This window comes from Bacteroides sp. MSK.20.82 (assembly GCF_019052485.1).
In the GTDB taxonomy this organism is placed as follows: domain Bacteria; phylum Bacteroidota; class Bacteroidia; order Bacteroidales; family Bacteroidaceae; genus Bacteroides; species Bacteroides thetaiotaomicron.
This window is the reverse complement of record NZ_JAHQUN010000027.1, coordinates 1-19471: the sequence shown is the minus strand read 5'-3', so window position 1 is coordinate 19471 and position 19471 is coordinate 1. Positions and strand designations below refer to the sequence as shown.

Below are 19471 nucleotides of genomic sequence, written 5' to 3'. Positions count from 1 at the left end.
TTGTAGCATAAACAAAAGAAAGAAGATGAAACGAAATTACGTAAAGTATACTTCGGGAGCTATTCTGACAGGACTAATCCTATTCACTTCCTGCCAATCTACCCGTGAAGTTCAGGCAAATTATGAAGTTGCCCAGATAGAAGGAACCCGGATTTGTATGGATTCAACCTGGGATGCTCATCCCGACGAAAAGGCTGCCGCCCTGCTTAAACCCTACAAAGAAAAAATAGATAAGATGATGTATGAGGTGATTGGCGTCAGCGAGATGACGATGGACAAAGGACGTCCTGAGAGCTTGCTTTCCAACCTGGTCGCCGAAGTGCTACGACTCTCTGCAGAGCGTGTACTGAAGCATCCTGCCGATATTGGAATCATGAATATGGGCGGTTTGCGCAACATACTTCCACAGGGTAATATCACAGTCGATGCTGTTTTCGAAATACTTCCTTTTGAAAATTCTCTCTGCGTACTGACGATGAAAGGTACGGAAATAAAAAGACTGATGGAAGTCATAGCTTCTTTGCACGGTGAAGGACTGAGCGGAGCACATCTGGAAATAACAAAAGACGGAAAACTTCTGAAAGCAACCGTACAGGAAAAAGAGATCGAAGATGACAAAGACTATACCGTAGCTACCATTGACTATCTGGCGGACGGAAACGACGGACTCACTCCCTTTGTCAACGCGGATAAGCGTGAATGTCCGGATGGATTGACATTGCGCGGACTGTTCCTCGACTACGTAAGGCAACAGACAGCGGCAGGCAAGAAGATTACCTCTAAACTGGATGGACGTATCACCGTTGTTCCGGCATCCGACCGGAAATAAAAAAATGAAAAGAGAATAAATAACCAAGGTTTACAATGAAATCTCAGTATCCTATGACAACTCATAATCATATAACTTCCGTCTTGAATATATTCAAAGGAAGAACCGGAAAGTGGCTGATGCTTTTCCTCCTTTTACTACCTGCATTGGCAACTGCCCAGGAAATAAAAAAACTAATCATACTGCAAACCAGTGATGTACACAGCCGGATTGAACCTATGACTCAGGAAGGCGACCGGAACTACGGTCAGGGTGGATTTGTCCGTCGGGCAAGTTTCCTGCAGCAGTTCCGCAAAGAAAATTCGGATGTACTGCTGTTCGACTGTGGCGATATCTCGCAAGGCACTCCTTATTATAATATGTTTAAAGGTGAAGTAGAAGTCACCCTGATGAATGAAATGGGATACGATGCGATGACAATCGGTAACCACGAGTTCGATTTCGGTTTGGACAACATGGCTCGTCTATTTAAATTAGCCAAGTTTCCGGTAGTATGTGCCAACTATGATCTTGATGCCACAGTACTCAAAGATATCGTAAAGCCCTATGTCATTCTGGATCGTTTCGGCTTGAAGATCGGAGTTTTCGGGTTGGGAGCGAAGCCGGAAGGACTGATACAGGCCAATAAATGCGAAGGGGTAATCTATAAAGACCCGATCGCCGTATCCAATGACATTGCCGCACAACTGAAAGAAGAAGGATGTGATGTCATAGTATGTCTGTCACATCTGGGCATTCAGATGGATGAGAAGCTGGTAGCCAACACCCGTAATATCGATGTCATTCTAGGTGGTCATTCTCATACCTTTATGGAAGGTCCCAAGAATTATCTCAATGTAGACGGGAAAAATGTCCCCGTTATGCACACCGGAAAGAATGGAATTTATGTTGGACGACTAGATTTGACCTTGAATAAAAAATGAGATTACTAACATATATACTGGTTATCCTGCTATTTCTTCCTGTCAAGGCCAGGGGAGAAGCAATAGATACTCCCGTAGAACCTTTACTACTTTATAAAGCTAAACAAGATGTCCGTTGTCAACAATGGGTAGACTCCATTATGAATAAGCTGACGCTTAAAGAGAAAGTCGGCCAGTTGTTTATATATACGATTGCTCCGGTGGATACCAAGCGCAACCAGATACTGCTGAAGGATGCCGTCGATACCTATAAAGTCGGCGGACTGCTGTTTTCCGGTGGGAAGATGCAGACCCAGGCGGAACTGACTAATCGGGCCCAGCGCATGGCAAAGTTACCGTTAATGATCACTTTTGACGGAGAATGGGGGCTGGCAATGCGTCTGCGTGGTACTCCTGTCTTTCCCCGAAATATGGTGCTCGGATGTATTCAGGATAATAAATTAATCTATGAATACGGTCGCGAGATGGCACGCCAATGTGCACAGTTAGGTGTACAAGTCAACTTTGCTCCGGTGGCGGATGTGAATATCAACCCTAAGAATCCGGTCATCAATACCCGTTCCTTTGGTGAAGATCCCGTACGGGTGGCGGATAAGGTAGTAGCTTATGCTTCCGGCCTGGAAAGCGGAGGCGTACTTTCCGTCTGCAAGCACTTCCCCGGACATGGTGATACGGATGTAGACTCGCACAAAACACTTCCGGTACTTCCCTTCACTCGCGAACGTCTGGACAGTGTAGAGCTCCATCCTTTTAAAGAAGCGATCCGTGCCGGATTGAGCGGTATGATGGTCGGACACCTGCAAGTTCCGGTTATTGAACCGATAGGCGGACTTCCTTCTTCTTTATCCCGTAATATCGTATACGATCTGCTGACAGAAGAATTTGCTTTCAAAGGACTGATCTTCACGGATGCACTTGCCATGAAAGGCGTTTCGGGCAATGGAAATGTCAGTCTACAGGCATTGAAGGCAGGGAATGACATGGTACTGGCTCCCCGTAACCTGAAGGAGGAGATAGCTGCCGTACTCGATGCCATTGATAAGGGAGACTTGACACGCGAAGATATTGAAGAGAAATGCCGCAAGGTACTGACTTATAAATATGTACTCGGACTAAAAAAGAAACCATTTGTCCAACTGTCTGGTTTGGGACAACGGATCAATACTCCTCAGACACGTGATTTAATCCGCCGGTTGAATCTGGCTGCGATTACTGTGCTGAATAATGAAAATCATGTTCTCCCTTTGCATACGAATCAAAAAGAAACGATGGCATTGCTCGAAGTCGGTGACGCGGGTGAAACCAATGCGTTGGCGGAACAGTTGTCGAAATACACTTCTTTGTCACGTTTCCGCCTTCGTCCCGGTATGACGGAAGAGGCGAATCAGCGGTTACGGGACTCATTGGCTGCCTATAAACGAATTATTGTCGCCGTAAGTGAACAGAAGCTGTCACCTTATCAGACCTTCTTCGGTAAATTTACTACTGAAACTCCGGTCATCTATGCTTTCTTTACGCAGGGTAAGATGATGTTGCAGATACAGCGTGCGGTTGCCCGTGCCTCGGCAGTGGTGCTGGGACACAGCCCTAATGAAGATGTGCAGCGGCAGGTGGCGGATGTGCTCTTTGCCAAAGCTACGGCGGACGGAAGATTATCGGCCAGCCTTGGAGAACTCTTTCAGGCAGGAGACGGCGTCACGATTACTCCGAAAACACCTTTGCATTTTATTCCGGAAGAACATGGGCTTTCTTCTGTCGCCCTGCAACGAATTGATTCGATCGCTTTGGACGGTGTTCGTCAGGGAGCTTATCCCGGTTGCCAGGTGATCGTGATGAAAGAGGGTCATGTGATGGTAGACAAGGCATTCGGTACTCATACCGGAACGGGAAGCGCACGTGTGCAGCCGACCGATATCTATGACTTGGCTTCACTCTCCAAGACTACTGGTACGGTGCTTGCTTTAATGAAACTTTACGATAAGGGACGTTTTAATCTGACGGACAGAATAGCAGACTATCTGCCTTTCCTCCAGCGTACTAACAAGAAAGACATAACCATTCAGGAACTGCTTTACCATCAATCCGGCTTGCCGCCCGGAATTGCTTTTTATCGGGAAGCCATCGATGAAGATAGTTATGAAGGCAGACTGTTTATGTCCCGCAAAGATGCACGGCATCCGTTGCAGTTGGGAACTTCCACATGGGCGAATCCTAATTTTACATTTAAAAAGGAATATGTTTCAAAGGTTAAAACCGGAGATTACACTTTGCAAATCTGTGATAGTCTGTGGCTGAATCCTTCTTTCTTCAAGGAAATGGAGAAGAAGATTGCAGACGCACCGATGAAACCTAAAACTTACCGATATAGCGATGTCGGTTTTATCCTGTTGCGTCTTTTGGTTGAGAAACTTGCGGGAATGCCGATGGATGCCTACTTGCAACGTGAATTTTATGAACCGATGGGACTGGAACGTACAGGATACCTTCCTTTGCGACGTTTTCCGAAATCGGAAGTCATACCTTCTTCTGTCGACCGCTTCTTGCGTAAGACTACCCTTCAGGGATTTGTGCATGATGAGGCTGCTGCCTTCCAGGGAGGCGTTTCGGGAAATGCCGGATTGTTCTCGAATGCACGTGAAGTGGCACAGGTTTATCAGATGTTGCTGAACGGTGGTGAGTTGAACGGACAGCGTTATTTAAGCAAGGAAACCTGCCAGTTGTTTACAACGGAAGTTTCCAAAATCAGCCGTCGCGGACTTGGATTTGACAAGCCGGATACCCGTAATCCGGAAAAGAGCCCTTGCGGAAAGCATACACCGGCAAAAGTATATGGTCATACCGGGTTTACCGGAACGTGTGCCTGGGTAGACCCCGACAATAGCTTGGTTTATGTATTTCTGAGCAACCGGATTTATCCGGACGTAACCAACCGGAAGTTAAGCCGTCTGGAAATTCGCGAACAGATACAGGATGCAATCTATAAAGCGATTCAAAGCAAATAAAGAATGAAGAGCCCCTCTGCCGAAGTAGAGGGGCTCTTGCTTATTAATGTAAAATCAAGTAGTTGCTCGGGTTAGAATGAAACACCCACGCGGAAACCGAAGTTGTTCAGTCCGTCTACACTGTAATGCAGTACATCAGCCTTATTGGTACCATAGCTGTAGTACAGAGCAAAGTGCAGGCCCGGTCCGTAAACCCAAGGGAATACATTGACACCTACTTCAGGAGAAGCGTAGAATCCCCAGCTGTTTTCTCTGGCTTCCAACATATTGAAGTTGGAACGGATCTTAGCATATTCAGCACCTAATTTTGCACTGACATAAGGTTGTACGGCTCCACCGCGATTCCATTGGTAACGGGCGGCAGCACCGAAAGGCAACTGGAACATTGTGTGTTGCTGATCAGTTGTAACGTCACCTGCACCCATCTTGAATGTTTCGCGAGGAATATACTCGTGGTTGCTGTGATAGTTCAGGAAAAGACCCAGACCCAGATTAGGAGTAACGAAATAACCACCTTCAAAGTTCATACCCCAACCGCTGGCTTTGTCTGCAAAATTGTTGCTCAATGGAACATTGAACTGCCAGTCTATATTAGCATATCCATTGTCTGATAGCTGTGCCTTAGCCGGCATGGCAAAGGCGATGGCAATGGCTGCTAGCGCCACTACCTTGAAATATATATTCTTTCTTGTTTTCATAACAGTTGTAGTTGTTTATTTGTTAGTAAGATAAGGTGACTGAGTGAATGACTGGTTCACTGCTTCAATAGCAAGAGTGCGGTTGATAGCTTTAGAGCCTGTTTCAAATCCAGTCAGATAGCTTGTCCAGACTACAGGAAGTTTTTTGCCTTCACCTTCATCTGCTTTCAGGTTCACCATTTCTGTAATGAATGAGTTGGTGCTATAGCTGTAGGTCACAGCGTACGGATAGTACCATCCGCCCCAGTTACCCCAGTAGCTGGGTCCCCAGTAGCCGGGATATCCCCACCACCATTCAGGTTGTGTGTAGCCGGTGAAATAATAAGTACTTGCGATGTAGCTTACCTGAATACCAAGATCGGCACTTTCTTTATCGGCAGCCGGTTGATAACCTTTTGCTTCCATATTTTCTGTATAAGCAGCCAGAATTTGCTCAGCGCCTTCTCCTTCGAGATATTCCGGTTCTTTGCTGTCAGAGATAACCAAGATTTTGTCAGCCAGATAGAATGTGCTGAAGTCTTTGAAGTTGGCTTGCTTGTCGTAGTTAGTGTATACCAGATAGTTGTCATCCAGCTTACCCATGTCCGGGTCTTTTTCGCAAGAAGCGAGTGCAAAGACCGCCAATAAAATAGGAATTAATTTCTTCATATCTTTTATAATGTTTAGGTTATATAAAAATCACGCCCTGGTACCTTGGGGCTTTTGTTACAAACAACAAGAAATGTGTAAAAAGGTTCGTGCAAATGATTATCTTTGCGAGAAAATTAACACTCAAATGCTTATGAAACATATTCGGATACCTCTTTTCGTATGGTTCTCAATCGTGCTGCTGATCGCAGTTGCGCCCGTCTCATTGTCGGCGCAGGAATCGTTTATTCAGAAGATCGAAAAAAATAAGTCCGTCAGCGGAATAAAGTCGCTCGACACCAGCCGCTTCCCGGAAAAGTATGTAATGTACCTGACTCAGCCGCTGGATCATCGACATCCCGAAAAGGGAAGTTTCCGCCAGCGGGTGATTGTGGGGCACGTCGGTTATGACCGTCCCACAGTGATTGTTACTGAAGGATATGGGGCAGGGTATGCTTTGCGCCCCACTTATCGGGAAGAACTTTCTGAATTGTTCGATGCCAATATGATCTTTGTGGAGCACCGCTACTTTCTGGAATCCACTCCCGAACCGTGCGACTGGCAATACCTGACCGCAGAAAATTCTGCCGAGGATTTGCATGCCGTGACAACCGCTTTCAAGACTTTATATCCTGGCAAATGGATCAGTACGGGGATCAGCAAGGGTGGGCAGACCTCCTTATTATACCGTGTTTTCTTCCCCGACGATGTGGATGTTTCCGTGCCTTATGTTGCTCCTCTTTGTTATGCGCGTGAAGATGGCCGGCACGAACCTTTCCTCCGCCGGGTAGGTACGGAAGCCGATAGGAAAAAAATAGAAGATTTCCAGTTGGAAGTATTGAAACGAAAGGCCCGTTTGTTGCCCCGTTTTGAAAAAATGTGTACTGAAAAGAACTATACATTCCGCGCTCCTCTGGAAGAAATATACGATTTCTGTGTGTTGGAATACTCTTTCTCTATCTGGCAATGGGGAACGGATATCCGTAGTATACCGGAAACTTCGGCTTCTGACGATACACTGCTGGATCATTTGCTGGCAATCAGTGGACCTTCTTATTTTATAGTAGATAGCCCGACTCTTTCTTTCTTCGTGCAGGCTGCCCGCGAATTGGGGTATTATGGATACGATATCGCTCCTTTTAAACCTTACCTTTCTATAAAGACCAGCAAGGATTATCTGCGACGACTGATGCTGCCGGAAGATATGCGGAAGATGAAATTCGATAAGACACTGAGCAATAAGATTGTGCGGTTCTTGAAGAAGAACGATCCGAAGATGATTTTTATCTATGGTCAGAATGATCCCTGGACAGCTGCCGGAGTAACCTGGCTAAAGAATAAAAAGAATATTCATGTCTTTGTAGAGCCGGGAGGCAGTCATCTTGCACGCATCGGTACAATGTCCGAAGATCAGAAGCAGAAAGTGATGTCTCTTCTTAGAGGGTGGCTTGAAGAATGACGAAACAAGAAACGGTGAACAACCTGTAATATATGATACAGGCGGTTCACCGTTTTATTCTTCTGCAAGCCGATATTACATGTATCGGGCTGCTTGATTTAGGAATCTACCGATTCGAACAGCGGTTTCAGTACTTCCGGTATTTCCACTTTTTCGAGTGCTAATTGTCTGACCAGTTTTTTACCGCTCTGGCTGAGATGGAACTGCATCAGTCTCCGGTCCTCTTCCCCGAGTGTTCTGACAATCAGTTCTTTTTCTTCCAGAATCCGGAGCATCTTTGAAGCGTGAGAGGGTGTCAGCTCGGTTCGTTTGGACAGGCTCGTGGCCGTCATATTATTGGGCGAGGCTTCTTGCAGGGCACATAATATCATTGCTTCATTTAATGATACCTGATACACTTTTTCAAATGCATCTTCAAATCTTGCCATTGCTTTGAATACATCGCGCATTACACATATTGTCTTCATATGCTACTTGTTTTTTTGTTTGTTCTTTTTCTATATAAACAGGTTGATATTTGCATTATCCGCCCGTTCCATGTATGTTGCTACTCCGCCTATTGTCACTTCGTCCAGAAGTTCTTCCTGTTTCACTCCCATGACGTCCATGGACATTTGGCAGGCGATAAATTCCACACCGTTCTCCAGAGCTTGTTGGCGTAAGGACTCCAGAGAGTCGATTCCTTTCCGGTTCATGATGTACCGCATCATTTTTCCTCCTATTCCTCCCATGCTCATTTTAGAGAGTTTCAGCTTTCGGGAACTGGAAGGGAGCATCATGCCGAACATTTTTCCAAAGATATCTTTTTCGACGTTCGGCTTATGCAGCTTCTTGATAACGTTCAGTCCCCAGAAGGTGAAAAAGATCGTTACCTTTTGTCCGGTGGCAGCTGCGCCATTAGCGAGCACAAAGGTAGCTAAAGCTTTGTCTAAATCATCACTGAACATGATGAAAGTTTTTCCTTTGCCTTCACAGGAGGTAACAATATTGCAGGATTTAGGTTCGCCCTTTTCGATCACTACTACAGATTTTCCTCCGGCCGCCTCTTTGGAAATCAACTGATTTCCTGTCGAGTTGCACCATGCGGCAGCATCACGCGGGAATCCCGGATCGGTTGAGGTAATTTCTACCCGGTCGCCGGAAACCAGCGAATCCATTGTCTTTTTCATTTTCAGAATCGGACCCGGACATTGCAGTCCGCAAGCGTCTACACGGATTGTCTTCACTGCTTCAACTGGTGAAACTGTCTTTTGAGGTTGCGCATCTGCCGACTGTTGTATGTTTGCGTTCGGTTGCGCAGGTACTTCGTTCTCACTTTCTTCTCTCAGAATGATGGGTGCTGCGGCAGCGTGGTATGTTTTCAATCCTCCGGAAAGGTTGCGTACCTTTTCAAATCCATGCTGTACCAGAATGCGATAAGCAAGGTATCCTCTGAGGCCGACGGCACAGAATGTATAGATCATCTTGTCTTTCGGCAGTTCATCCAGCCGGTCACGCAGTTCGTCCAGCGGAATGTTCACTGCACCCGGCAGTGTATTGAGCGAGAATTCGTCAGGAGTACGTACATCCAGCAGGAAATTGTTTTCCATCTCGATATCCCTCAACTGTCTCCAATAGACGGGTTGTACTTTCCCTGTTATGATGTTTTCGGCTACGTATCCTGCAACGGCTACCGGATCTTTAGCTGAAGAGAACGGAGGGGCGTAAGCCTGCTCCACTTTCATCAGATCATAGATGGTACCTTCATGCTTGATGACAAGCGCGATTTCGTCAATTCGTTTGTCTACACCGTCATAGCCGACGATCTGTCCGCCGTACAGTTTACCTGTCTTCGGGTCGAAAGTGATTTTTATACTCATCGGCATGGCATCCGGGTAATATCCTGCGTGAGAGGACGGATGGATGGTCGAAGACATATAATTGATTTCTGCCTGCCGCAATCGTTTGCCGGGTAATCCGGTAGAAGCAACAGTCATGTCGAATACTTTTGCAATGGAAGTTCCGATGGCTCCTTCATAAGGGATGTGTGCTCCCTGAATGTTGTCTGCGACAATTCGTCCCTGACGATTGGCGGGACCGGCAAGGTAATTGAGCCACGGTTTTCCGGTGATTGGGTGGCGGAATTCGATAGCGTCACCGATGGCGTAAATCGATTCGTCCGACGTTTGCAGGTAGTCGTTGACGGCGATTCCTCCGGCTTCGCCGATCTTCAGTTCTGCGGCACGTGCCAGTGTCGTTTCCGGACGTACGCCGATGGAAAGGATAACGATGTCGGCAGAGATGGACTGTCCGTTCTTGAAGATGACTTTCAGTCCTTTTCCGTCTCTTTCGAAAGAGGCTACTGCCTGTTCCAGATACAGGTTTACTCCTTTGTCCATCAAATGCTGGTGTACAAGGGATGCCATGGAGAAGTCGATGGGAGCCATCACTTGATTGCCCATTTCCACAATAGAAACTTTAGCTCCTTGTGCGTGCAGGTTCTCTGCCATTTCCAGCCCGATAAATCCGGCTCCGATGACAACAGCCTTTCGGGGAGCATGACTGTTGATATATTCTTTGATTCGGTCTGTGTCGGCTACATTCCTGAGTGTGAAGATTCCGTTCAGGTCGATTCCCGGCAGGGGAGGACGCACAGGGGAGGCTCCGGTCGATATCAGTAATTTGTCGTAGCTTTCCTCATAAGTGTCTCCGCTACTTTGTCTCACCGTTACTGTTTTTCTCTTCCGGTCGATGAAGATTACTTCATTTTCAGTTCGTACGTCTACACGAAAGCGCGTAGAAAATGCTTCGGGCGTCTGTACAAACAGTTTTTCCCGTTCTTTGATCACGCCTCCGATGTAATACGGCAGTCCGCAATTGGCATAAGAGATATACTTTCCTTTTTCTAAAAGGATGATTTCAGCTGCTTCGTTTGTGCGTCTGATCCGGGCAGCAGTGGTAGCTCCTCCGGCAACGCCTCCAATAATAATGATCTTCATAAGTTTGTTGCGTAAATAGTTTCCTGTGGAAATAACAATAAAGTAGGGAGAATTGTTCTCGGATCATAGAAAAAAGACTTATATTTGCGCACCCTGTTTGTCTTTCTTCATTTTTTATAAATTAATTATGAGTAAAATTCTTATCATTGACGATGAGGTTCAGATTCGTAGCCTGTTGGCTCGTATGCTCGGACTGGAGGGTTATGAGGTGTGTCAGGCGGGTGATTGCAAGGCAGCTATCAGACAGTTGGAAATTCAACAGCCGGATGTGGCTTTGTGTGATGTCTTTCTTCCCGATGGAAACGGGGTCGATCTGGTGCTGAACATTAAAAAAACAGCTCCGAATGTGGAAGTCATTCTTCTTACCGCTCACGGTAATATACCCGACGGAGTGCAGGCAATCAAGAACGGTGCATTTGATTATATAACCAAAGGAGACGATAATAATAAGATTATCCCTCTGATCAGTCGTGCCGTTGAGAAGGCTAAGATGAATGTCCGGTTAGAGAAACTGGAAAAGAAAGTCAGTCAGCTATATTCTTTTGATTCCATTTTGGGAGAATCGAAAGTGCTGAAAGAAGCTGTTATGCTGGCACAGAAGGTTTCAGTGACTGATGTGCCGGTGTTGTTGACCGGAGAAACGGGGACCGGAAAAGAAGTATTTGCACAAGCCATACATTATAATAGCAAGCGGAGCAAACAGAGCTTTGTTGCCGTGAACTGTTCGTCTTTCAGTAAGGAACTGCTGGAGAGTGAAATGTTCGGGCATAAAGCCGGGTCCTTCACCGGAGCTTTGAAGGACAAGAAAGGACTCTTCGAAGAAGCCAACAACGGTACGATCTTTTTGGATGAAATCGGAGAAATGGCTTTTGAACTACAGGCCAAATTGCTGCGTATTCTCGAAACAGGCGAATATATAAAGATAGGAGATACGAAACCGACGCACGTGAATGTTCGTATTATTGCTGCTACCAACCGCAATCTGACAGAGGAAATCAAGGCGGGACGTTTCCGTGAAGACCTGTTTTATCGTCTTTCGGTATTTCAGGTACATCTGCCGGCACTTCGCGAACGTACCGGTGATATCAGAATTCTTGCCACTGCCTTTGCAAAGAGCTTTTCCGAGAAACTTTCGTATACGGTCAGTGAGATGACACCTGCTTTTCTTCATGCGTTGGAACAGCAACCCTGGAAAGGAAATATCCGTGAATTGCGGAATGTGATAGAACGGAGTCTGATTGTCTGCGAAGGCGGGCACCTGGATGTGTGCGATCTTCCGCTGGAGATTCAGAATACTCATTATGAATGTTCGGATGATACTATCGGTAGTTTTGAACTGGCTGCTATGGAACGAAGGCATATTGCACGCGTCCTGGAATATACGAAAGGCAACAAGACGGAAACTGCCCGCTTGCTGAAAATCGGTCTTACCACTTTGTACAGGAAGATAGAGGAATACAAAATATAATAATATGACTATCTGATTTCTTTTTTAGGGGTATATGAGCGATTAATCGTTCATATACTGATCTGTAATGTGAAAAAGAAATAGAAGATATGAATATTTGGAAGACTACACTGTTACTTGTTTTATTATTTACTGGTATCACCGTTCATGCACAAAAAGTAAAAATTTCATTGAATAGTGATGGAAATCTGACGATATGGAAAGTGAAAGCTCAGGCAGAAATAGAGCATCCTTCTGATATGATGACTACCCGATATGACACGAGGGATTGGGTCAAAGCAACTGTGCCGGGAACGGTGTTTGGTTCGTATGTATTAGAAGGACTGGAGCCTGATCCGAATTTTGCTGATAATGCATATAAAGTCGATAAAGCAAAATATGACCGTAACTTCTGGTATCGTACAGAGTTTAATTCGCCGGAGGTGGAAAACGGAGAAAGGGTATGGCTAAATTTTGAAGGGGTTAACCGTAAAGGAGAAATATTCTTTAATGGGACGCGTCTCGGATTGCTTGATGGATTTATGCATCGGGGGAATTTCGATATAACCGATTTGCTGTCAAAAGATGGTAAGAATGTGCTTGCCGTCCTTGTGCATTGGGTAGGCACTCCGGTTCCCAATTATGCAAGTCCTACTTATATGTCATGTGCCGGCTGGGATTGGATGCCTTATGTTCCTGGTCTTTTGACTGGTATTACTGACGACGTCTATTTGACAAAAACCGGCGAAGTGTCTATCGTCGATCCTTGGATACGTTCGAAAGTTCCTTCTAAAAACAAAGCGGTTTTAAGCTTGCAGCTGGAACTACGGAATCATACAGATATAGAGCAGAAAGGAGTGCTGAAAGGTATCATTCAGCCGGGCAACATTGAATTTACCGAAGATTTGGTAATTGAGGCAGGCAAGCAGCGGACTTTTCTTCTGGATGATAGCAAGTTCAGTCAATTTATAATTCAGAATCCTGCTTTGTGGTGGCCTAATGGTTATGGACAGCCAAATCTTTATACCTGCGAACTGACTTATATGGTGAATGGTAAGGCTTCTGATAAACAGAATATTACATTTGGTATTCGTGAATACGGTTCCGAGCTGGTTGACGGTGTGCTTCATCTTAAAATAAATGGTGAACCTGTTTATGTAAAAGGAGGAAACTGGGGAATGAGCGAATATATGTTGCGTTGTCGGGGTGAAGAATATGATCTTAAATTGAAACTTCACAATGAGATGCATTTTAATATGATACGCAATTGGATCGGTTCTGTTACGGATGATGAGTTTTATGAAGCTTGCGATAAATACGGCATTATGGTGTGGGACGACTTCTGGTTAAATTCAAACTCGAATCTTCCGGATGATGTTTTTGCTTTCAATATGAATGCAGTGGAAAAGATCAAGCGTTTGCGTAATCATGCTTGTATTGCAGTATGGTGTGGTGATAATGAGGGATATCCGTTACCGCCTCTTAATAAGTGGCTGGAGGAAGACGTTAGAACATACGATGGGGGAGATCGTGCCTATCATGCCAATTCCCATAGTGACGGCCTTTCCGGGAGTGGACCTTGGACTAACTCTCATCCTAACTGGTATTTTACCAAAGCCCCTTATGGATATGGTGCCAACATAACCAAAGGATGGGGATTCCGTACAGAAATAGGTACAGCTGTCTTTACTACTTTCGATAGCTTTAAGAAATTTATGCCCGAAAAAGATTGGTGGCCACGTAATGAAATGTGGGACAAGCATTTCTTTGGCAATTCGGCGGGGAACGCCAGTCCCGACAAATATTTCTCTACCGTAGAGTTCAATTATGGTAAAGCGAAAGGTATTGAAGATTTTTGCCGGAAAGCTCAATTAGTGAATGTTGAGGTGAATAAAGCGATGTACGAAGGCTTTCAACATCATATTTGGGAAGATGCTTCCGGCATATTGACTTGGATGGGGCAGTCGGCTTATCCTTCATTGGTATGGCAAACCTATGATTATTATTATGACTTGACCGGGGCTTACTGGGGAATCAGAAAGGCGTGTGAACCGGTTCATATTCAGTGGAGTTATGCTGATAATAGTGTAAAAGTGATCAATACCACTTTGAAAGAGCAGAAAGGGCTTACGGCTACAGGTAAAGTCTATAATCTGGATGGGAAAGAAATGGGGCGTTATAGCCAGTCTGTAGTTTTGGATGCCGCCGCTAATAAGGATTCCTATTGTTTCCATCTGAATTTTACAACAGACAACCTTGCTTTCGGTAAGAAAGCGGTTGCTTCCTCCATTTCGGTAGATGCCGGAGAGCCAAGTGCCGCGATTGATGCCAGTGATGGCAGTCGTTGGGCGAGTGAACCCCGTGATGAAGAATGGATTTATGTTGATCTGGGTGAACCTACTGAAATAGCCTCTGTCATATTGAACTGGGAGGCTGCTCATGCAAAAGCTTATAAACTGTTGATTTCGGATGATGCAATAAACTGGAAAGAAATTTATATCAATGAGGACTCTAAAGGCGGTGTCGAAGAGATTAAGATAAAACCTGTTCGTACTCGTTATGTGAAAATGCAAGGGTTAAAACAGGCTACTATGTGGGGATATTCACTTTATGAATTTGAATTATATGGTAGAAAAAAGAAGCCAACGGATTTGACTCCTGTGCATTTCATCAAGTTGGAACTGAACGATGAAAACGGGCAACTGCTTTCTGATAACTTTTATTGGCGTTCCAATAAACCGGGAGACTATAAAGCATTGAATAATTTGCCGAAAGCCAAATTGCGTACAACATCGAGTTTAGTGGATAGTAATGGTAAGAAAGTGATTAAAGCAAAGATTGAAAATGTGGGATCATCAGTCGCTTTTGCTGTTCACGTACAGGCTATTCGCTCTTCTGATGGTGAGCGTATATTACCTGCTCTGATGAACGATAATTATTTCACATTGTTGAAAGGAGAGTCTAAAGATATTGAAATAGAATTTGATTCGGATTTGTTGCCTGATGGTAATTATAGTTTAAGTGTGATTCCTTATAATAAATAATATCGGGTGGACATTTCTTTAAACGAGGTAAACACGGTTGTAGCAGCATCGGTTTTATGACTTGGTTTTACCAGTCTTTGTGTTTGTCTATGATTTTTCAAATGTAGTCGTGATTCATCATAACTTTAAGAAAAGTTTACTGATGAATCCGCTACATTAAAATGCCTCATAGAATTGTGCGGATGCCGACAGCATCAGGAGTAAACTATGATAATGCCGCAATGCCTGTCCCTATCAGGTTTGCGTTATTCATACTTTTTATATCCACTTCAATATCTTCCAGGCCGAATAACTGAAGTAGTTCTCTTAGTTTTTCCATAACGAGAATGTTATAGTTTTTATCCTTCCTGTTTTCACTCCAGAAAAGACTGCCTTCGGCTACCAGGCAAACTTTTCGTATATCCTTATTATAGGATTTCAGTAACATGATAAGCCCGGTCAGTGAGGCGGCAACCAATTGTGCGGATCTGCCATAAATCCATTGTGCTACTTGTACATATACATCCTTGTAGATGTCCGGGTAATTCATAATAGAAGTCAGCTTCTGTGCGTCGAATTTCTCTTCGAACTCTTCCAGCGGAAAGGCTGTTTTCAGTATGTCTCCCAGATACATACCGGATACCGCTTTCTCAAAACGTTGCTTTCCCGGATTACCGGAAATAGCGTCAACGGTATCATCTACCGCGGTCAGAAAGGGCGGATGGAAATTGCCTGATTCCAGATTGACAGGAATCAATCCATGTGCATTGCATGACTGATCCAGTTTTTCAATTTTATCGGCAGGGATAAAAGTTGCCATATTGGTTCCTGTCCCTACGATGAGACCGATATATGCGTCATAACTATTATCTGTGAGACCTGCGAATAAACTGGCTATAGTATCGTTTACTACCTTGATGTCTGTAAACTTAATTTTGTTTCTTTCATTCAGATAGTCGAGTAAAGGTTTTCCGATAAATTCTCCAACCATTTCTTTAATATCTACTCCTTTTGTCCAGCGTAACAGTTTGGCGTCTCCACCCGGTACGGACTCGGCCGGATAAGAGAAACAATAACCGATAGGCATTTCTTCCTCACGTTTGATTCCTATAATCATATCGGCCAATTCTTTGAATAACTCTTCGCGGGTATATCCGACGGACTTCATAATTGACATATCTTTTTTCCAGCCATTGTTCGGGTGAACGGCTGGCGTTTCCCTGTCGAAATCTACGATTGCCACCCGATAATTGGTTCCTCCCAGGTCAAGTACCAGTGACTTTCCTTTAATATGGGTTGTTTTTGGAGTAATGAAAGTAGGAATGCATTGTATCTCTGCATTTTCCGTTTTTAACCCTTCTTCTGTTTTATCCCGAAATGAGCATACAATCGCTTTGAGCTGTTCATTATCTAGCTTAAAAATGTTTTTTTCCATGACATTGACTTTTTAGAGTATAAAATATCCTTGTCTTTGAATAACAACTGAAGGTGGATTTTGCTCGGAAATGCCCAATCTTTATTTGCCTGTATCTGATAATTATGTATTTGTTTTTTCAATTAATAAAAACTATATTTGTTTGAAAAATAATTTGATACATGAAAGAGCGGTCTCCAGTTAAAAAGAATATACTAAAATTGATTCCTTATATAGAAATTATTGCAGGAGTCATTTTTCTCTGTTTGGAGATTCATGACTATCGTACTTTGTATTCTATGGCCGAAGCTGATGCACTGTATGGGGGGCTTGCTGATTTTTGTAAGTATAAAGAGAATGTGTTTTGTCCGGCATTTTTCTGGATAATTGTTATACTGACAGGAATCAGTTATTGGAAAAATAAAAAGATATATTGGATTTTAACGCAGGCATTGGTGTTTATGGTCTTTTTTAGAGCTATGTTTCCGTTTTATGCCATTTTTATAGAGTTAAATCCAGTAGTCTTTTATATTCTTCCACTTTTGTACTCTACAGTATTCTTTGTGGTAGAAAGAAAGTTGTTCAAAATCAAGCAAATAGATTCTGTTGATATTACAGTTAAAACAAAAATCACGGGGATCGGAATGGGTATCTTATGTACTATCATTTATTTCCTACTCTTTTTTACCATTTTTTGCTTAATATGATAACCGTCTATATTTATCCTCCACAGGAATTCAACGCGACTTTTGCTCTCATGCTCTAACAAATTGTCTGTATGCCTTTATTCATCGTGGTTTTCGGTATGGTAGCAAGTGTGGTAGCAGGAGTGAGAGCAAGTTTTTGCTCTCACTCTTCCATATGTCATTGCCCGTCATTTGTTTGATGTTATCTTTTGATTTACAGGATGTTAACGTCTGAGGTGTCAACTATTAATGATTGATATCCCAGTTATTAATAATTGAGAAATCAGCCTTTAATAGCTGATAACTCATTCATTCTTGACCTGTAAATGATTTAATGCTTCCTTAAACAGCGGTTTTCTTCCTTCAGGAACGGGTTAATTGAGATGACCGCTGCGATTGTGTTCCTGTATGTACTGTTGTATGTCAGGTTCCTGCAGTTGTCCGTTCAAACTTCTCTCATAGTAATATAAAGTACCATCCCTTCCGTTACCAAGCACAGATGTCACTTTCATTTTTAGTAATGACAGCTTTTCCATCTGGTGCGATACCGTTCGCATTTACAATCGTGCTTTCAGGTAAATCTCACCGGTCGTTGTTTTGGAAAGTCTCCTGCTTATATCATGTAGTTGCTATTTATATTGTGTAGATGCTGCTTAATATTATATCTTTGCTACTTATAATTGTGTATTCCCGCAGCAAGCGTTAGTTTCCTCGGAGGAAACGTCCGTTCCCTTTAAAAGGAACTGTCGTTTCCATTAAAAGGAACGCCCGTTCCCTCACCGGGAAACGACAGTTTCCATTTAAGGAAATAACAGGAAACTATAAGTTATTGATATCTAGATGTATATAGTTCTATCGGTAATGTTATAGAGTTTGTGTTCATGTCTTAACTGATTTGAATCATTTCAGTATAATTTTGATTCAACTGCTGATTCATATTTTTGATTTTAAAACATACAACAGGGTTATTTGTAGTTTAAGAAATAATTCATATCTTTACAAGACAGTATAATACTTTTGAAACTGAAAAAAATAATTATTGCACATATTTATACTATCTGTATTTTCAAGGGTTCAACGGAAAAATGGGAAAAGCATTTTAGAGACATGCAACAAGCTGTGTGACTACTCATGACAGCTACTTTCAACTTCCAGGGCTCCCCTCTTTACTGTATATACCCTCCTTTCTACTGTATGTAACCTCCGTTATCTCACCAGTGTTTTTATATAACAGACTATTCCATGAATCAGATATTTCCTTTTACTCCATCCTCTTTTCTCCCTTTTCCTCCATCTTTTTTCCTTTTCTTTGGATTCCCGGCCTGCGTTTCCTTTGTCCTTCCTCTATATTCCCCCTATTTCCTCTTCATTTCCCTGATGTATACGCCTGCGCTCGCCTGCCTAACGCGCGTGTGAATATAATAAGGTGTACCCCTTTCGGCCTTTCCTCCTACATCCGAGAAAAACATGTTCTACAACATCCTTATAACTCAACGCTTTAGCGAGTCTTTTCAAAAATAATTCAAAAAAAGAGTGGTTTAAGTTTGGAGTATATTTGAAAAGGGCGTACTTTTGCACCCGCTTTCCAAGAGAAGAAAGCCTTGATAAATTGACTTAGTGTAAAAGCAAGGGTCTGCTTAAACATAAGAACAAAAAAACTTCCGATAAAGTTTGGAAGATAAAGTTTAAAGTTCTTATCTTTGCAGTCCGATTCGCAAAGAAAAGGCGTTTAATTTTTCTTCTTTACCTTCTTTCCCTTTCGCAAGAGAGCCTGAGAAATGATATAAAAAGAAAAACGAAAAAACTTCCGAAAATATTTGGTAGTTAAAATAAAACCTCTTACCTTTGCACCCGCTTTTAAAACGAAAGCAAGATGTTCTTTGAAATATTGATAAACAATACAAGTAGTACAAGAAAAAATAGAACCGTCAATACTTGTCTTATATATAGTAATATGTGTGAGACGCAAGGTATTAATGAAATCAATAAATTGTACGGCATCCTGAACAGAGCAAAAAGCAGCAGCAATGCTGATTAACAATACTTTTACAATGAAGAGTTTGATCCTGGCTCAGGATGAACGCTAGCTACAGGCTTAACACATGCAAGTCGAGGGGCAGCATTTCAGTTTGCTTGCAAACTGGAGATGGCGACCGGCGCACGGGTGAGTAACACGTATCCAACCTGCCGATAACTCGGGGATAGCCTTTCGAAAGAAAGATTAATACCCGATGGCATAATTAGACCGCATGGTCTTATTATTAAAGAATTTCGGTTATCGATGGGGATGCGTTCCATTAGGCAGTTGGTGAGGTAACGGCTCACCAAACCTTCGATGGATAGGGGTTCTGAGAGGAAGGTCCCCCACATTGGAACTGAGACACG

At 43.4% G+C, this 19471-nt stretch carries 13 protein-coding genes, 1 rRNA gene and 2 pseudogenes; 8 read left to right on the top strand and 8 right to left on the bottom strand.

Going from position 1 to position 19471, the window contains the following annotated elements:
• The first annotated feature begins 25 nt into the window (after positions 1–25).
• The 3 genes from KTR07_RS18780 to KTR07_RS18770 all read left to right on the top strand — a co-directional run bounded on the left by KTR07_RS18780 (position 26) and on the right by KTR07_RS18770 (position 4754).
• The gene (locus tag KTR07_RS18780) at positions 26–829 is read left to right on the top strand and encodes a 5'-nucleotidase C-terminal domain-containing protein (protein ID WP_181981946.1); all 804 of its coding nucleotides are present in this window, start codon (positions 26–28) and stop codon (positions 827–829) included.
• Between the two features lie 119 nt (positions 830–948).
• Entirely contained in the window at positions 949–1752 is an 804-nt protein-coding gene (locus tag KTR07_RS18775) for a bifunctional UDP-sugar hydrolase/5'-nucleotidase (protein ID WP_254306563.1), read from the top strand.
• The gene (locus KTR07_RS18770; protein ID WP_117981430.1) at positions 1749–4754 is read left to right on the top strand and encodes a glycoside hydrolase family 3 N-terminal domain-containing protein; all 3006 of its coding nucleotides are present in this window, start codon (positions 1749–1751) and stop codon (positions 4752–4754) included. The genes KTR07_RS18775 and KTR07_RS18770 overlap by 4 nt, the downstream gene beginning before the upstream one ends.
• Positions 4755–4825: 71 nt before the next feature.
• Here KTR07_RS18770 and KTR07_RS18765 read toward each other — a convergent pair whose 3' ends face one another.
• Together KTR07_RS18765 and KTR07_RS18760 are read right to left on the bottom strand one after the other, a co-directional pair.
• Complete coding sequence (locus tag KTR07_RS18765) at positions 4826–5452, bottom strand: porin family protein (RefSeq protein ID WP_055221726.1); 627 nt, start codon at positions 5450–5452, stop codon at positions 4826–4828.
• 15 nt (positions 5453–5467) lie between these two features.
• Positions 5468–6100, bottom strand: coding sequence for a DUF4136 domain-containing protein (locus KTR07_RS18760; RefSeq protein ID WP_008763637.1), 633 nt, complete (start codon positions 6098–6100; stop codon positions 5468–5470).
• 133 nt (positions 6101–6233) lie between these two features.
• Here KTR07_RS18760 and KTR07_RS18755 point away from each other — a divergent pair, with 133 nt between their 5' ends.
• Positions 6234–7538, top strand: a complete 1305-nt coding sequence (locus KTR07_RS18755) for a S28 family serine protease (RefSeq protein ID WP_055301269.1) — start codon at positions 6234–6236, stop codon at positions 7536–7538.
• Between the two features lie 98 nt (positions 7539–7636).
• On the opposite strand, the gene KTR07_RS18750 is transcribed toward KTR07_RS18755, so the two are convergent.
• The 3 genes and pseudogenes from KTR07_RS18750 to KTR07_RS18745 form a co-directional block, all read right to left on the bottom strand.
• Positions 7637–8005, bottom strand: a complete 369-nt coding sequence (locus KTR07_RS18750) for a winged helix DNA-binding protein (protein WP_032850774.1) — start codon at positions 8003–8005, stop codon at positions 7637–7639.
• A 30-nt stretch (positions 8006–8035) separates the two neighbouring features.
• A pseudogene (locus tag KTR07_RS28785) lies at positions 8036–8761 on the bottom strand (DsrE/DsrF/DrsH-like family protein); the annotation flags it as partial.
• 92 nt (positions 8762–8853) lie between these two features.
• Positions 8854–10516: pseudogene (locus KTR07_RS18745) on the bottom strand (FAD-dependent oxidoreductase); the annotation flags it as partial.
• Between the two features lie 127 nt (positions 10517–10643).
• Between KTR07_RS18745 and KTR07_RS18740 the strand changes: the two are divergent.
• Together KTR07_RS18740 and KTR07_RS18735 are read left to right on the top strand one after the other, a co-directional pair.
• Positions 10644–11984 carry a sigma-54 dependent transcriptional regulator gene (locus KTR07_RS18740; RefSeq protein ID WP_055221861.1) on the top strand — a complete coding sequence of 447 codons (1341 nt, stop codon included), beginning with the start codon at positions 10644–10646 and terminating at the stop codon, positions 11982–11984.
• A gap of 89 nt (positions 11985–12073) precedes the next feature.
• Entirely contained in the window at positions 12074–15007 is a 2934-nt protein-coding gene (locus KTR07_RS18735) for a discoidin domain-containing protein (RefSeq protein ID WP_117981432.1), read from the top strand.
• 205 nt (positions 15008–15212) lie between these two features.
• Here KTR07_RS18735 and KTR07_RS18730 read toward each other — a convergent pair whose 3' ends face one another.
• Entirely contained in the window at positions 15213–16421 is a 1209-nt protein-coding gene (locus KTR07_RS18730; RefSeq protein ID WP_117981433.1) for a hexokinase, read from the bottom strand.
• 161 nt (positions 16422–16582) lie between these two features.
• Between KTR07_RS18730 and KTR07_RS18725 the strand changes: the two genes are divergently transcribed.
• On the top strand, positions 16583–17107 hold the full coding sequence (locus KTR07_RS18725; RefSeq protein ID WP_117981434.1) for a hypothetical protein: 525 nt from the start codon (positions 16583–16585) through the stop codon (positions 17105–17107).
• A 353-nt stretch (positions 17108–17460) separates the two neighbouring features.
• Here the strand turns inward: KTR07_RS18725 and KTR07_RS18720 are convergent, their stop codons facing one another.
• Positions 17461–17643, bottom strand: a complete 183-nt coding sequence (locus KTR07_RS18720) for a hypothetical protein (RefSeq protein WP_147338176.1) — start codon at positions 17641–17643, stop codon at positions 17461–17463.
• Positions 17644–18815: 1172 nt separating this feature from the next.
• Positions 18816–19127 (bottom strand): hypothetical protein, encoded by a 312-nt coding sequence (locus tag KTR07_RS18715; RefSeq protein ID WP_254306562.1) that lies wholly within the window; start codon positions 19125–19127, stop codon positions 18816–18818.
• Between the two features lie 7 nt (positions 19128–19134).
• On the opposite strand from KTR07_RS18715, the gene KTR07_RS18710 reads away from it, so the two are divergent.
• A 16S ribosomal RNA gene (locus KTR07_RS18710) occupies positions 19135–19471 on the top strand; the annotation flags it as partial.